General features: G+C 62.0%; 17 protein-coding genes. 16 read left to right on the top strand and 1 reads right to left on the bottom strand.

From position 1 onward, the window contains the following. Positions 1-87: 87 nt before the first annotated feature. The 7 genes from coaD to tgt all read left to right on the top strand — a co-directional run bounded on the left by coaD (position 88) and on the right by tgt (position 4,665). On the top strand, positions 88-588 hold the full coding sequence (gene coaD, locus FJ940_RS09675; RefSeq protein WP_140498825.1) for a pantetheine-phosphate adenylyltransferase: 501 nt from the start codon (positions 88-90) through the stop codon (positions 586-588). Between the two features lie 110 nt (positions 589-698). Beyond that, positions 699-1,193 (top strand): peptidylprolyl isomerase, encoded by a 495-nt coding sequence (locus FJ940_RS09670; protein WP_224518951.1) that lies wholly within the window; start codon positions 699-701, stop codon positions 1,191-1,193. Between the two features lie 27 nt (positions 1,194-1,220). After that, a complete protein-coding gene (locus tag FJ940_RS09665; protein WP_140498821.1) occupies positions 1,221-1,733 on the top strand; it encodes a peptidylprolyl isomerase in 513 nt (170 codons plus the stop codon). Between the two features lie 12 nt (positions 1,734-1,745). Further along, entirely contained in the window at positions 1,746-2,195 is a 450-nt protein-coding gene (locus FJ940_RS09660) for a DMT family transporter (protein ID WP_140515312.1), read from the top strand. After that, positions 2,195-3,283 (top strand): tRNA preQ1(34) S-adenosylmethionine ribosyltransferase-isomerase QueA, encoded by a 1,089-nt coding sequence (queA, locus tag FJ940_RS09655; protein ID WP_140498817.1) that lies wholly within the window; start codon positions 2,195-2,197, stop codon positions 3,281-3,283. Before FJ940_RS09660 ends, queA begins: the two co-directional genes overlap by 1 nt. Next, positions 3,273-3,542, top strand: a complete 270-nt coding sequence (locus FJ940_RS09650; protein ID WP_140498815.1) for a hypothetical protein — start codon at positions 3,273-3,275, stop codon at positions 3,540-3,542. Before queA ends, FJ940_RS09650 begins: the two co-directional genes overlap by 11 nt. Further along, positions 3,535-4,665, top strand: coding sequence for a tRNA guanosine(34) transglycosylase Tgt (gene tgt / locus FJ940_RS09645; RefSeq protein ID WP_140584360.1), 1,131 nt, complete (start codon positions 3,535-3,537; stop codon positions 4,663-4,665). The genes FJ940_RS09650 and tgt overlap by 8 nt, the downstream gene beginning before the upstream one ends. Positions 4,666-4,669: 4 nt before the next feature. Here the strand turns inward: tgt and FJ940_RS09640 are convergent, their stop codons facing one another. Then, positions 4,670-5,089: a DUF4864 domain-containing protein gene (locus FJ940_RS09640; RefSeq protein WP_140515316.1), complete on the bottom strand. Its 420-nt coding sequence runs from the start codon at positions 5,087-5,089 to the stop codon at positions 4,670-4,672. 264 nt (positions 5,090-5,353) lie between these two features. On the opposite strand from FJ940_RS09640, the gene FJ940_RS09635 reads away from it, so the two are divergent. The 9 genes from FJ940_RS09635 to FJ940_RS09595 all read left to right on the top strand — a co-directional run bounded on the left by FJ940_RS09635 (position 5,354) and on the right by FJ940_RS09595 (position 15,084). Next, the gene (locus FJ940_RS09635) at positions 5,354-5,590 is read left to right on the top strand and encodes an Lrp/AsnC family transcriptional regulator (protein WP_010909609.1); all 237 of its coding nucleotides are present in this window, start codon (positions 5,354-5,356) and stop codon (positions 5,588-5,590) included. Between the two features lie 170 nt (positions 5,591-5,760). Further along, positions 5,761-7,173: a circularly permuted type 2 ATP-grasp protein gene (locus tag FJ940_RS09630; protein ID WP_181165357.1), complete on the top strand. Its 1,413-nt coding sequence runs from the start codon at positions 5,761-5,763 to the stop codon at positions 7,171-7,173. Positions 7,174-7,305: 132 nt separating this feature from the next. Further along, positions 7,306-8,247, top strand: a complete 942-nt coding sequence (locus tag FJ940_RS09625; RefSeq protein WP_140656340.1) for an alpha-E domain-containing protein — start codon at positions 7,306-7,308, stop codon at positions 8,245-8,247. A 7-nt stretch (positions 8,248-8,254) separates the two neighbouring features. Then, positions 8,255-9,049 carry a transglutaminase family protein gene (locus FJ940_RS09620; protein WP_140498806.1) on the top strand — a complete coding sequence of 265 codons (795 nt, stop codon included), beginning with the start codon at positions 8,255-8,257 and terminating at the stop codon, positions 9,047-9,049. Between the two features lie 133 nt (positions 9,050-9,182). Then, the gene (locus FJ940_RS09615) at positions 9,183-9,914 is read left to right on the top strand and encodes a peptidase (RefSeq protein ID WP_140498804.1); all 732 of its coding nucleotides are present in this window, start codon (positions 9,183-9,185) and stop codon (positions 9,912-9,914) included. A gap of 97 nt (positions 9,915-10,011) precedes the next feature. Continuing rightward, positions 10,012-11,421: an aspartate aminotransferase family protein gene (locus FJ940_RS09610; protein ID WP_140656337.1), complete on the top strand. Its 1,410-nt coding sequence runs from the start codon at positions 10,012-10,014 to the stop codon at positions 11,419-11,421. 128 nt (positions 11,422-11,549) lie between these two features. Next, positions 11,550-12,317 carry a DeoR/GlpR family DNA-binding transcription regulator gene (locus FJ940_RS09605; protein ID WP_140515319.1) on the top strand — a complete coding sequence of 256 codons (768 nt, stop codon included), beginning with the start codon at positions 11,550-11,552 and terminating at the stop codon, positions 12,315-12,317. Positions 12,318-12,441: 124 nt separating this feature from the next. Next, the gene (gene glpD / locus FJ940_RS09600; RefSeq protein ID WP_140498798.1) at positions 12,442-13,968 is read left to right on the top strand and encodes a glycerol-3-phosphate dehydrogenase; all 1,527 of its coding nucleotides are present in this window, start codon (positions 12,442-12,444) and stop codon (positions 13,966-13,968) included. Positions 13,969-14,004: 36 nt separating this feature from the next. After that, on the top strand, positions 14,005-15,084 hold the full coding sequence (locus FJ940_RS09595; RefSeq protein ID WP_140515321.1) for an ABC transporter ATP-binding protein: 1,080 nt from the start codon (positions 14,005-14,007) through the stop codon (positions 15,082-15,084). Positions 15,085-15,093 lie beyond the last annotated feature (9 nt).

Here is a 15,093-nt window from a genome sequence, read left to right as displayed (position 1 = left end):
ATCTGTCGTTCATCCCTGCAAAAAGGTTCAAGGGGATCGCATCAATGAGATTTGCCTTCCGTCCGCGCGCCCGTTAGAAGCACCGGCATGACCGAGCGCATCGCCCTTTATGCCGGCTCCTTCGACCCGTTGACCAACGGCCATCTCGACGTGCTGAAGGCGTCGCTGGCCGTGGCGGACATCGTCTATGCGGCGATCGGTATCCATCCCGGCAAGAAGCCGCTGTTTTCCTTCGAGGAGCGGGTCGAACTCATCGAGGCCGCGACCAAGGCCGAATTCGGCCGCGACGGCACACGCATCAAGGTGGTCGCCTTCGACGGGCTGGTCATCGATGCGGCCAGGAAACAGGGAGCCTCGATCATGATCCGCGGCCTGCGCGACGGCACCGATCTCGACTACGAGATGCAGATGGCCGGCATGAACGAAACGATGGCGCCTGAGCTGCAAACGGTTTTTCTGCCCGCCAGCCCCTCGGTTAGAACCATTACCGCCACACTTGTCCGCCAGATTGCCTCGATGGGCGGCGACATCCGCCCCTTCGTGCCGGCCGCGGTCGCCGGTGCGCTCACCGCTAAATTCGCAAAATAGGTTTCTCGGAGAAGACCATGCAGCTGAAAAAGCTCGCCTCGTTCCTCGTCGTGCTTGCCGGTCTCGTGACCGCATCGGTCTCAGCCTATGCCGCCGACCCGGAAAACACCATGATCATAACGTTGAAGGACGGCGACGTGACCATTGCACTGCGTCCCGATCTCGCGCCCAAGCATGTCGCGCAGATCAAGAAGCTGGTGCGCGAGCATGCCTATGACAACGTCGCCTTCCACCGCGTCATCGACGGCTTCATGGCGCAGACAGGCGACGTCAAATTCGGCAACATGAACAAGGGCTTCAACGCCCAGGCTGTCGGTACCGGCGGCTCCGACCTGCCGGACCTGCCGGCGGAATTCTCGCAGACCGAGCACTACAAGCGCGGCGTGGTCGGCATGGCACGCTCGCAGGATCCGAACTCGGCAAACTCGCAGTTCTTTATCATGTTCGCGCCGGCGCCGCCGCTCGACGGCCAGTACACCATCGTGGGCAATGTCGTCAGCGGCATGGAACTCGTGGACCACATCAAGAAGGGCGACGAGGCCGACAACGGCACGGTCACCGATCCCGACCGGATGATCAAGGTGCGCATCGCCGCCGACAAATAGTTCTGTTTTTTGAAAAGGATATCAGACATGGCCGACATCAAGGATCGCGAAAACGCGCTCATCATGGAAACGACCAAGGGCAAGGTCGTCATCGAAATGCTTCCCGACCTGGCGCCCGGCCATGTCGCCCGCATCAAGGAACTGGCCCGCGAAGGCGCCTATGACGGCGTGGTCTTCCACCGCGTCATCGAGGGCTTCATGGCGCAGACCGGCGACGTCAAGTTCGGCAATTCGAGCAAGCCCTCTTTCGCGCCTTCCCGCGCTGGCATGGGCGGTTCCGACAAGCCGGATCTCAAGGCCGAATTCTCCAATGCCAACCACAGCCGCGGCACCTGCTCGATGGCGCGCTCGCAGAATCCGAACTCGGCCAATTCGCAGTTCTTCATCTGCTTCGACGATGCAGCCTTCCTCAATCGCCAGTACACGGTCTGGGGCCAGGTCATCGAAGGCATGGACAATGTCGACAAGATCAAGCGCGGCGAGCCGGTGCAGGATCCCGACAAGATCGTGTCGCTGAAGGTCGCGGCCGACGTCAAGTAAGGCGGCAGGACAATGATGGGCGTCGTCTGGTCGCTTCTCGGCATCTTGTCCGGCGCCTTCATTGCCATTCAGGCGCCGATCAATTCGCAGTTGGCGCGCGGCCTGGGGCTCCCGGTCGCGGCTGCCGCGTTTTCGTTCCTGTCGGGCGCCATCGTGCTCGGCATCATTGCCGTCGCGGTGGTGAGGCTGCAAGGCATCTCGCTCGACTGGAAGGCGCCCGCGCCGTGGCTGTTCATCGCCGGCGGCATGCTGGGCGGCTTCTACGTCACACTGTCCACCATCCTGACGCCACGCATCGGCGCCGCCGCGCTGATGGCGTTCCTGGTGGCGGGCCAGTTGCTGGCGGGCATGCTGATCGACCGCGTCGGATTCCTCGGCGTCGCGGTTCGCGAAATCTCGCTCGGCCGCGTGGCCGGCGCGGTGCTGCTTCTGGCCGGGGCGCTGCTTATCAGGCTCTTCTGATGCGTGTCGATCTGTTCGATTTCGACCTGCCGGAAGAGCGTATCGCGCTTCGCCCGGCAGAGCCGCGCGACAGCGCAAAGATGCTGGTGGTCAGGCCCGGCGAGGGGGTTTCGAACCGGGCGGTCAGCGACCTGCCTTCCCTGCTCCAGGCCGGCGACGTGCTGGTCTTCAACGACACCAAGGTTATCCCGGCGCAACTCAAAGGTATCAGGCGGCGCGGCGAGGCGGCGGCGCAGGTCGAAGCCACATTGCACATGCGGATGGCGCCGGACCGTTGGCTGGCCTTCATGCGGCCGGGCAAGCGCGTTGCCGTCGGCGACCGCATCCATTTCGGCCATGACGGCAATTCCTGCTTCCTCGGCCAGCTTGACGCCACGGTGATCGAAAAGGGCGAGGCGGGCGAGGCGCTGCTCGGCTTCGACCTGTCGGGCCCTTTCCTCGATGAGGCGCTGCATGCGGTCGGCCACATCCCACTGCCGCCCTACATCGCCTCGAAGCGGGATGACGACGAGCGCGATCGGGCCGATTATCAGACCATCTATGCCCGGGAGGAAGGTGCCGTAGCGGCGCCGACGGCCGGTCTGCATTTCACGCCGGAGCTGTTTGCCGCACTCGACGCAAAGGGGATCGAACGCCGCTTCGTCACGCTCCACGTCGGCGCCGGCACGTTCCTGCCAGTGAAGGTGGACGACACCGCCGACCACAAGATGCATGCGGAGATCGGCTCAGTCAGCGAGGCAACAGCCGACGCGTTGAATGCGGCAAAGGCGAGGGGCGGGCGCGTCATTGCCGTCGGTACGACCTCGCTGCGCCTGCTGGAAAGCGCCGCGCGAGAGGATGGCGTGCTGGCTGCATGGTCCGGCCCGACCGACATCTTTATCACGCCCGGCTACCGTTTTCGCACCGCCGACATGCTGATGACCAATTTCCATCTGCCGCGTTCGACGCTGTTCATGCTGGTTTCGGCCTTCAGCGGCCTCGATACGATGCGCGCCGCCTATGCACACGCCATTGAGCACGATTACAGATTTTACTCCTACGGAGATGCAAGCCTGCTGTATCGAGCGGAGATGAGCGATGGACGATGACCTCGACAGGCTGGACCGGAGCAGTTTGATCGCCGAAGTCAAAAAATTGCGCGCCGGCATTCGCCAGCATCGCGATGCATCGGGGCACGATCTTTGCTGGCATCATCCCGATTTGTGGGACCTGCTGCCCGAGAAGATCGATCCGGCAATCGCCGTGCCGCCCTGGCCAAAATTCATGCGCGGCTGCATCCATTATCGCCAGTCGCTGGACGAACAGGCTCCGGGCGCACCGGCACACGACAAGGAATTCAATGGCTGAGACGTTCACCTTCAAGGTGCTGGCGACCGAAGGTAAGGCGCGGCGCGGTTTGATCAGCATGCCGCGCGGCGAAATCCGCACGCCGGCCTTCATGCCGGTCGGCACCGGCGGCACGGTCAAGACGATGTACATGGATCAGGTGCGCGGCGTCGGCGCCGATATCATCCTGGGCAATACCTACCATTTGATGCTGCGGCCCGGCGCCGAACGCGTGGCGAAGCTTGGCGGCCTGCACGAATTCGCCCGCTGGCCGCATCCGATCCTGACCGACAGCGGTGGCTTCCAGGTGATGTCGCTGTCAAAGCTTCGGAAATTGACCGAGAAGGGCGTCACATTTCGCTCCCATATCGATGGCGCTGCATACGAAATGTCGCCGGAACGTTCGATCGAGATCCAGGGCCTGCTCGATTCAGACATCCAGATGCAACTCGACGAATGCACGGCGCTACCGGCCGCGCTCAAGGAGATCGAGCGCGCCATGGAATTGTCGCTGCGCTGGGCTGAGCGCTGCAAGACGGCGTTCGGCGACCAGCCCGGCAAGGCGATGTTCGGCATCGTGCAAGGCGGCGACAATGCGGATTTGCGCGTGCGTTCGGCGCAGGCGCTGAGCGCGATGGATCTGAAAGGCTATGCGGTTGGCGGTCTTGCCGTCGGTGAACCGCAGGCGGTCATGCTCGACATGCTCGACATCACCTGCCCGGAACTGCCCGATGACAAACCCCGCTATCTCATGGGGGTCGGCACGCCGGACGACATCTTGAAATCGGTGGCGCGCGGCATCGACATGTTCGACTGCGTGATGCCGACGCGGGCCGGCCGGCATGGGCTTGCCTATACAAGGCGCGGCAAGGTCAATCTGCGCAACGCCCGCCATGCCGACGATCCGCGCCCCCTCGACGAGGAAAGCGACTGCCCGGCGGCACGCGATTATTCCCGCGCCTATCTGCACCATCTCGTGCGCTCGCAAGAGGCGCTCGGTGCGATGCTTCTGACCTGGAACAATCTGTCCTATTATCAGAAGCTGATGCAGGACATACGCGCCGCGATAGAGACCGGCACTTTCGAGGCACGCGCTGCCGAAATTACCGAGGGCTGGGCGAGGGGCGATATCCCAGCGCTGTAACGGTTCAGGTGCTCAGCGAATTCGACGCGCGCAGGCTGCAGCCGGTGATTTGGAACTTGCCGTCGGGCTGTCGCTCCAACGTGTAGACAGCTTCGTAGTCCTTGCCGTCAGGGCCGACGATCAGCACCTGCTGGATGATCGAGGTCGGACCCGTCTCCTCGACCTTGCCGAACGAGTAGCTCCGTGGGTTGCGCACCGGCGCGTAGCCGTTGGTCACCATGTTCATGAAGGTGTCGACGGTCGGGAAGATCCGCTTCACGTTCGGTGCGGCGAAGCTGTAGGCCGTGACGCCGTCATCGGCCAGGAACGCTCTCAGCTGGCCGTCAATGGCCGCTTGCGCCGCCTTGATCTCGGCCTCGCCGGCAAACGCCGACAAGGGCAGGAGGAGAGGAAGGAATGCGAATGCGAAAAGCGTGCGGCGCATTGCCTGTTTCCCTTGTCTTTCGAGAACTTGCCTTTCGAAAAATCCTGCCCGTGCAGGCATCCTAACATACGTTTGGTGGCGCTTCAGGGTTTCACCGGCGGCGAATATTCAGTGTTGTCGCGCGACGAAGTCCAGGCAGCCTTGGCGGAATTGCGGGAGGCGTGGCCAACGCTCGAACCGGCTAAGTACCGTTCCAGCGCTTGAAAGCCCGCCTCCAGTCTGCCAGAAGGGCCGCTTGGATTGGACGTTTAGCAGGGCGGAGCCATGAAGGCGTTTTTCGTGCAGATCAAATGCGAACTGGGCAAGTCGTATGAGGTTGCCAGCGCGCTCGCCGACGCCGAGATCGCCTCGGAAATCTACTCCACTGCCGGCAATTACGATCTGCTCGCCAAGTTCTATGTCGACGACGAGGAGGATGTCGGCCACTTCGTCAACGAGAAGGTGCAGATTCTCCCCGGCATCAAGGACACGTTCACCGTCGTCACCTTTCGCGCCTTCTAGCGTCGGAGCCCATTGCCCGAGCATGAGGCAAAGCGTGACCAAGCTCATATTTCCGCTGCCTCAATTTTAGGCAGGGGCGACATACTGATCGCCCGCATCCCTCAAATCACCGATTGCGCTTGATTTTCTCCGGCGGCGCCAGTGAAATGGCGTCACAGGGGAGTATGCGATTGGCAGCGTTCGATGAAATGCTTCCGGAGGTCTCCGGACTTAGAAGACCGTATTCGGCTTACGATCGCTGGCTGAAAGAGCAGGACCCGGCCAGGCTTACCGAGAAAATGCAGGATGCCGAACGCGTCTTCCGCAAGACCGGCATCACCTTCGCCGTCTATGGCGAGCAGGAAGCCTCCGAGCGGCTTATCCCCTTCGACATCGTTCCGCGCATCATTTCTGGCAATGAGTGGCGCCGCCTCACGCAAGGCATCGAGCAGCGCGTGCAGGCGCTGAACGCCTTTCTCGACGATATCTATCACCGCCAGGAAATCCTGCGGGCCGGACGCGTTCCCCGTGACCTGATCGCCAGGAACGAAGCCTTCCTGCCCGAGATGATCGGGGTCAGGCCGCCCGCCGGCGTCTACACCCACATCATCGGCGTCGACATCGTGCGCATCAGCGAAAACGAGTTCTACGTGCTGGAGGACAATGCGCGCACCCCATCGGGCGTTTCCTACATGCTGGAAAACCGCGAGACGATGATGCAGCTCTTCCCCGAGTTGTTCCAACAAATCAAGGTGCGGCCGGTGGAGAACTATCCGCAGCTTTTGCGCCAGTCGCTGGCGGCGGTGCGGCCGCAGAACGCCAAGGGCACGCCGACCATCGCCGTGCTGACGCCCGGCAGCTACAACTCCGCCTATTTCGAACATGCCTTCCTGGCCGATCAGATGGGGGTGCAATTGGTCGAGGGGCAGGATTTGCGCGTGGTGGATGGTCATGTCGCGATGCGCACGACCGAAGGCTACAAGCAGATCGACGTGCTCTATCGCCGGGTGGACGATGCCTTCCTCGATCCGCTGACTTTCCGGCCGGACTCCGCGCTCGGCGTGCCTGGCATCATGGATGTCTACCGGGCCGGCAACATTACGATCGCCAATGCGCCGGGAACCGGTATCGCCGACGACAAGGCGATCTATTCCTACATGCCCGAGATCGTCGAATTCTACACCGGCCGCAAGGCGATCCTCGGCAATATTCCGACCTGGCGCTGTTCGGAGCCGGACAGCCTGAAATATGTACTCGAACACATCGATGAGCTGGTGATCAAGGAAGTGCACGGTTCAGGCGGCTATGGCATGCTGGTCGGACCGGCGGCGACCAAGAACGAATGCCAGGATTTCGCCAAGAAGCTGCAGGCCAAGCCGTCCAATTACATCGCCCAGCCGACGTTGGCGCTCTCGACCTGTCCGATCCTGACCGAAAAGGGCCTGTCGCCGCGCCATGTCGATCTGAGACCCTATGTGCTGGTCTCCGACCGCATCCAGATCGTGCCGGGCGGGCTCACGCGTGTCGCGCTTAAGGAGGGCTCTCTGGTGGTCAATTCCTCGCAAGGCGGCGGCACGAAGGATACCTGGGTGCTGGATGATTGAGATGAGTAGTCAGTAGGCAGTAGGCAGTAGTTGGTATCAGAGGGGACAGAACGATGCCGTATCCAATCGAAATTCGAACATTCCCTACTCGCTACTCACTATTCCCTGCTCACTAGCCCGAAGGGCCACTCCATGCTTCTCGGCCGCACCGCCAACGGGCTCTACTGGATGAACCGCTATATCGAGCGGGCGGAAAACATGGCGCGTCTGGTCGATGCGGGCCTGCGCATGGCGCTGACGCGCACGCAGAGCGCGTCGGAAGAGTGGAATTCGGTGCTGCTCAGCGCCGGCTCCGACGTCGCCTACACGCAGAAGTATCAGGACTATACGGCGGCCGATGTAGCCGACTTCTTGTTGCGCGACACGTCGAACCCGTCGAGCACGATGTCGTCGATCGAGACGGCACGCAACAATGCCCGCATGGTGCGTACCGCGCTGACGCGGGAGACCTGGGAAAGCATCAACGAGGCCTGGATGGCGCTGAAGCGCATGCTGGCAAGGCCGATCGACGAGCGTGACCTGCCAAACGTGCTCGATGCGATCAAGCGCGAAACGGCGCTGATCCGCGGCTCGTTCTACGGCACCATGCTGCGCAACGAGATCTTCGATTTTTCGCAGCTCGGCACCTATGTCGAGCGCGCCGACAATACGGCGCGCATCCTCGACGTGAAGTACTACGTGCTCTTGCCGTCGATCTCCTGGGTCGGCTCGACGCTCGACAATTACCAGTGGGAATCGATCCTGCGCTCGGTATCGGCGCACCGCTCCTACCGCTGGGTCTACGACGCCGACTACAAGCCGACCAACATCGCCGACTATCTGATCCTCAATGTGCGCATGCCGCGATCGCTGACCTTCTGCTATCGCTTCCTGGCCGAGCACCTGAGGTTCCTCGGCGACGACTATGGCGGGCGCCATCCCTGCCATGCGACGGCGGAAAAGACCCAGGCCATGCTGCAGGCAGGCTCGATCAAGGATATTTTCGACGCCGGCCTGCATGAATTCCTTGCCGGCTTCATTCGCGACAACACCAGGCTCGGCGACGAGATCGCGCAGGATTACAGGTTCTATTGAGGAGGCCATGCGGCTCAAGATCACCCATCGGACCGAATACCGTTACGACGCACCGGTGCAGTACCTGCTGCAGCGGCTGCGGCTGCTTCCGGTGAGCGGGCGCACGCAGACCGTGCTGTCCTGGGCCCTGAAGGTAGAAGGCGCGCGCGAGGAAGTGCGATTTGCCGACCACTACGGCAATGACACCCGATTGTTGAGCGTCGAGGGTGACCATGATTTCATTACGGTCGAGGCGTCAGGCGAGGTGGTGACGCGCGATACATCGGGGGTTTGTGGGCCGCATCAGGGATTCGCGCCGCTCTGGCTGTTCGCACAGGAGACGCCTTTGACCATGATCGGCGATGGCATTCGCGCACTCGCCGAGGCAGCCGGCAAGGGCACCGATATCGAAAGACTGCACCGTCTGATGGCTATCATCTCCGAGCGGGTCGCCTATGCGCCGGGCACCACCAATGCGACGACCCCGGCTGAAGAGGCTCTCGCGCTGAAAACCGGGGTCTGCCAGGATCATAGCCATATCTTTGCCGCCACCGCCCGCGCCATGGGTTTCCCGGCACGCTATGTCAGCGGCTATCTGATGATGGACGCGGCCATCGAGCAGGCGGCAAGCCATGCCTGGGCCGAAGCGCATGTTCAGGGCCTCGGCTGGGTTGCCTTCGACCCCTCCAACGGTATCTCTCCTGATGAGCGCTATGTGAGAGTGGCGACGGGGCGCGACTATCGCGATGCGTCGCCGGTTTCGGGGATTCTGCTGGGAGAGGCGCAAGAGCGGCTTGCCGTCACCGTCACGGTGGAGCAGTAGTCACCCGATGCAGGTCGTCCAACGCCACCTTGGTTTGGGTGACGACATGCATGAAAACAAGGACCTGAGCGCGCCGCATGGATCCGTTCCGACGCGACGCGGTTTTTACGGTTCGCTGCCGGAAGAGTAAACCATGACCTATTGCGTCGGCCTCAAGATCGATCGCGGGCTCGTGTTCATGTCGGACACGCGCACCAATGCCGGCATGGACTCGATCTCCACCTTCAAGAAGATGCATGTCTGGGAAGATCCCGGTGAGCGCGTCATCGTGCTGATGTCGGCCGGCAATCTGGCGACGACGCAAGCCGTGATCAGCGTGCTCGACGAGCGCACCAAGGCGGTTGGCGACCGGCACGCGGCAGTGCTCGAAACGCCGTCCATGTACCAGACGGTGCGGCTGGTCGGCGAAACCGTCAAGGACGTCATCGCCCATTCCTCGCCCGCCGGCGACAAGGCCGATTCCTACTTCAACGCCTCCTTCATCCTGGGCGGCCAGATAAAGGGCAGCGCACCGCGCCTGTTCATGATCTATCCCGAGGGCAATTTCATCGAATCGACCGATGACACGCCCTTTTTCCAGATCGGCGAGACCAAATACGGCAAGCCGATCATCATTCGCGCTTATGACCGGTCGATGAGTCTCGCGGAGACCGTGAAGCTGCTTCTGGTATCGTTCGATTCCACGCTGAAGTCGAACCTGTCGGTCGGGCTGCCGCTGGATCTGCTTTTCCTGGAAAAGGATGCCTTCCAGGTCGGGTTGAAGAAACGGATCGGTCATGACGACCCGTACTACCGCACGATCTCCGAGGGATGGTCGAGCGCCTTGAAGACGGCGTTTGCCAGTCTGCCGGATTTCCCGGGATAAGGACGCGCCGGATTTCTCCGGTGGTTGCAAATGTTTAACAGTCGTTTTGAAAACCGGGCGAAGGGCGCCGGTGAAGCGATCATGTCGGGAGGACAGGATGAACAGTGATGATTTCCGGCAATGGTCGCGGCGGGCCGCTGACTGGGGCGCCGACTACCGCGAAACGCTGCGCCAGCGCCCGGTACGGCCGCGGATCGAGTCCGGCGACATATTCAGGAGCATAGAAGCCTCGCCGCCCGAAGACGCGGAGCCGATGGACAGGATCTTCGCCGACTTCGAGGAGAAGATCGTGCCGGGCATGACGCATTGGCAGCATCCTCGCTTCTTCGCCTATTTTCCGGCCAACGCGGCACCAGTTTCTGTGGTGGCTGAGTATCTGGTCTCGGCAATGGCCGCGCAGTGCATGCTGTGGCAGACCTCGCCGGCGGCGACAGAACTCGAAACTCGGACTGTCGATTGGATGCGCCAGGCGCTCGGCCTGCCGGAAGGTTTTTCCGGCGTCATCCAGGATTCTGCCTCCTCGGCGACGCTGGCGGCGGTGCTGACGATGCGCGAACGCGCGCTCGACTGGCAAGGCAACAAAAGGGGCCTGACGGGGCAGGCGCGGTTGCGCATCTATTCGTCGGATCAGGTGCATACTTCGATCGACCGGGCGATCTGGGTGGCCGGCATCGGCGAGGACAATCTCGTGCGCATTCCGGTCGCCGGCCGCTTTCGCGCCATGGACATAGCGGCCCTCGAGGCGGCGATCGTCGCCGACAAGAAGGCAGGCTTGCTGCCCGCGGGTATCATCGCCTGCGTCGGTGGCACCAGCACCGGTGGCACCGACGACATCGCCGGCGTCGCCGCGATCGCCAAACGCCACGGGGTCTATCTTCACGTGGATGCCGCCTGGGCGGGATCGGCGATGATCTGCCCGGAATACCGGCATTTCTGGGCCGGCGTGGAGCAGGCGGATTCTATCGTCTTCAACCCGCATAAATGGCTGGGCGCGCAGTTCGACTGCTCGATCCAGTTCCTGCGCGACCCCGAAAGCCATGTCAGGACGCTCGCCATCAAGCCGGATTATCTGAAGACGCACGGTCATGACGGCATCATCAACTATTCCGAATGGTCGGTGCCGCTCGGCCGCCGCTTCCGCGCGCTGAAACTGTGGTTCCTGCTGCGTGCCTATGGACTGGAAGGCCTGCGCACGATGATCCGCAACCACGTCGCCTGGAGCGAAGGCCTGGCAGCGCGCCTGGCCGACGAGCCGGACTTCGAGATCGTCACCGAGCCGATGCTGTCGCTGTTTTCGTTCCGGCACAAGGCGGAGGGAGCCGATGCCGACGAGCACAATCTCCGGCTGGTCAATGCGATCAATGATGACGGACGCATCTACCTGACACAGACCAGGGTGAACGGGCGCGTCGCCATCCGCTTCCAGGTCGGCCAGTTCGAGGCGACCGCGGCGGATGTCGATTCGGCTTTTGCCGCCATCACCGAAATCGCGCGCGGATTAAGCTGAGGCTGCTGAGTCGGGACTGCGACGAAGTTTGCCTTTGCTATCATGTAGTTTCCATTAGCCGGCTTACGCCTTTTCATTGCTTTCGTTTTCGTCTATGGTCAAGAAAAACGAAAGCAGAAGGTTTTCAGATGTATCTGTCGCCGCGCCATGCCGAAATCGTCCAAATGGCCAAGGATCATGGCCGCGTTCTGGTCGACGATCTGGCCACCCACTTCAACGTCACGCCGCAGACCATCCGCAAGGACCTCAACGATCTTTGCGACCAGCGGTTGCTGTCGCGCATCCATGGCGGCGCCTTGTTTCCTTCCGGCATCGAGAACATGGAGTACGAAGCCAGGCGCAAGATCGCCGCCGAGGAGAAGGAGGCGATCGGCAGCGCGGCCGCCAGGCTGATTCCGGACAACGCCTCGTTGTTCATCAATATCGGCACCACGACGGAGTCGGTCAGCAAGGCGCTGCTGGATCACAGCGGCCTCATGGTCATCACCAATAACATCAATGTTGCCAACAGGATGCGCATCTATCCTTCGATCGAGGTGGTGATCGCGGGCGGGGTGGTTCGCGGCTCGGATGGCGGCGTCGTCGGCGAGGCGGCGGTGGATTTCATCAGGCAGTTCAAAGTCGACTACGCCGTCATCGGCGCCTCGGCGATCGACCATGACGGCGCCTTGCTCGATTTCGATTTCCGCGAGGTCAAGGTCGCGCAAGCCATTATCGCCAATGCCAGGCACGTCATCCTAGTGTCCGACCGGACCAAATTCGAGCGCACGGCGCCGGTTCGCATCGGCCATCTGTCGCAGGTCAACACCTTCATCACCGACCGCTGCGATATCCCCTCGGTGCGCAAGATCTGCCAGGAGGCCGAGGTTCAACTGATCGAAACCTCGCTCGATTGAGGACGTTGCAGCGCTTTCACGAGCTTGTGATATTTCGTTTGACATTCGTTATGAGTTCGAAATAATTCCGCCACGGTTTCGCAAAAGAGCCAAATGGTGCAATGCGAAATCGCTGGAGGAATTGGTGGACGCATCTTCGATCCGTGACATTTTCGTCATAGGCGGTGGCATCAATGGCTGCGGCATTGCCCGTGATGCCGCCGGCCGCGGGTTTTCGGTATTTCTGGCCGAGATGGACGATCTCGCCAGCGGAACCTCCTCAGGCTCGACCAAGCTGATCCATGGTGGCCTGCGTTATCTCGAATTCTACGAATTCCGCCTGGTGCGCGAAGCGCTGATGGAACGGGAGGTACTGTGGAAGAACGCGCCGCACATCATCTGGCCGATGCGCTTCGTGCTGCCCTATGCCAAGGGCCTGCGTCCGGCCTGGCTGATCAGGCTCGGCCTTTTCCTTTACGATCATATTGGCGGGCGCAAATTGCTGCCGGCGACCAGGACCCTGGACATGGCCACCGACCCTGCCGGCAAGCCATTGAAACCATTGTTCAAGAAGGCCTTCGAATATTCCGACGGCTGGGTCAACGATGCGCGGCTGGTGACGCTGAACGCGCGTGACGCCGCCGACCGGGGCGCGACCATCCGCACCCGCACCAAGGTGGTCGGGGCGCGCCGCGAAGGCGGGCTGTGGACGATCAGGATCGAAAATCTGCGGACCGGCGAGACCGAAGAGGTCAAGGCGCGGCTGCTGGTCAATGCCGCCGGCCCCTGGGTCGATCATGTGCTTTCCGGCGTCGTCGGCCTCAACGATGTGCACAATGTCCGTCTCGTGCAGGGCAGTCACATCGTCATCGCGAAGAAATTCGACGATCCACGCGCCTATTTCTTCCAGAACAAGGATGGCCGCATCATCTTCGCCATTCCTTACGAGGACGAGTTCACGCTGATCGGCACCACCGACCAGGACTACCCCGGCGATCCGCACGACGTGAAGATCAGCGACACCGAGATCGACTATCTCTGCGCGGCGGCAAGCGAGTATTTCGCCCAACCCGTCAAGCGCTCGGATATCGTCTGGACCTATTCGGCCGTGCGTCCGCTCTATGACGATGGCGCTTCCAAGGCGCAGGAGGCGACACGCGACTATGTGCTGAAGGCCGATGGCGGCGAGGGCACAGCCCCGATCGTCAACACGTTCGGCGGCAAGATCACCACTTATCGCCGGCTGTCGGAATCTATGCTGGAGAAGATCGAAGGCTTTCTCGGCAGGCGCGGCAAGCCGTGGACGGCAAATGCGCCGCTGCCGGGCGGCGATTTCGCGGCGACCGGTTTTGATGCGCAAGTGGCGAGGCTGAAGAGCGCCTATCCCTTTCTCGACCAGCGTTTGGCACGTCGGCTCACGCGGCTCTACGGCACGCGCGCGCAGATGTTGCTTGGCCTTGCCAAATCAAATGCCGATCTCGGCCGCAATTTCGGCGCCGACCTTTACGAGGCCGAGGTGCGCTACCTCGTCGAGAACGAATGGGCCGTCACATCGCAAGATGTGCTGTGGCGCCGGACCAAGCGCGGCCTGCATTTCAGCCGCGAGCAGACGGCGGCGTTGGATGAATTCATGCGCGGCATAAGCCGCCGCCACGTCGCGGCCGCGGAATGAAGGGCTGCTGATGCACACGGCCTGGGAGGAGGCATCATGCTGGAACTGAGGAACGTCACCAAGACGGTCGGCGCGGTGGAGCATATCCGCGACGTGTCGCTGACGCTCCAGCATGGCTCGCTGAACGTGCTGCTCGGGCCGACGCTGTCCGGCAAGACCAGCCTGATGCGGCTGATGGCGGGCCTCGACGCGCCGACTTCCGGCTCGGTCTGGTTCGACGGCAAGGACGTCACCGGCCAGCCTGTTCAAAAGCGCAAGATCGCCATGGTCTACCAGCAGTTCATCAACTACCCCGCGATGAGCGTCTACGAAAACATCGCTTCGCCACTGCGGGTGGCGGGAGTCGAGAAGGCCAAGATCGACAGCCAGGTACGTGAAGCCGCTGCCCTGCTCAAGCTGACGCCCTATCTCGACCGCACGCCGCTCAGCCTGTCCGGTGGCCAGCAACAGCGCACCGCACTGGCGCGCGCCATCGTCAAGAACGCAAGCCTGGTGCTGCTCGACGAGCCGCTCGCCAATCTCGACTACAAGCTGCGCGAGGAACTGCGCGCCGAACTGCCGAGGATTTTCGCCGCCGCCGGCACCATCTTCGTCTATGCCACGACCGAACCGCACGAGGCGCTGCTGCTCGGTGGCAATACGGCGACGCTGTCGCAAGGCCGCATCACCCAGTTCGGCCCGACCATCGAGGTGTTCCGCAAACCGGTCGACCTGGTGACGGCCAGGACCTTCGCCGATCCGCCGCTCAACACGATCGTGCTGGCCAAGAACGGGCCCGATTTCCTCCTGGAGGGCGGCGTCAAGCTGCCGGTGCCGCCTGAACTTGTCGGCATCGCCGACGGCAATTACACGATCGGCTTCCAGCCGCACCATCTGTCGCTCGAGCGGCCGGATGCGAGTGCCGTGCCGGTGCGGGCAAAGGTCACCATCACCGAGATCACCGGCTCGGAAAGTTTCATCCATCTTGATTTCGCCGACGCGCGCTGGGTGATGCTGACCCATGGCATCCGCGATTTCGAGACCGACGAAGTGGTCGAAGTGTTCATCGACCCGCGTCACATCATGGTTTTCGACCAACACGGCGTCGCCGTGGCCGCGGCAAAGCTGGCGGCCTGAGGAGAAAAC

The organism is Mesorhizobium sp. B2-3-7, from assembly GCF_006442695.1.
GTDB lineage: Bacteria > Pseudomonadota > Alphaproteobacteria > Rhizobiales > Rhizobiaceae > Mesorhizobium.
The sequence above is the reverse complement of the archived record's forward strand: the minus strand, read 5'-3'. Positions and strand labels throughout refer to the sequence as shown.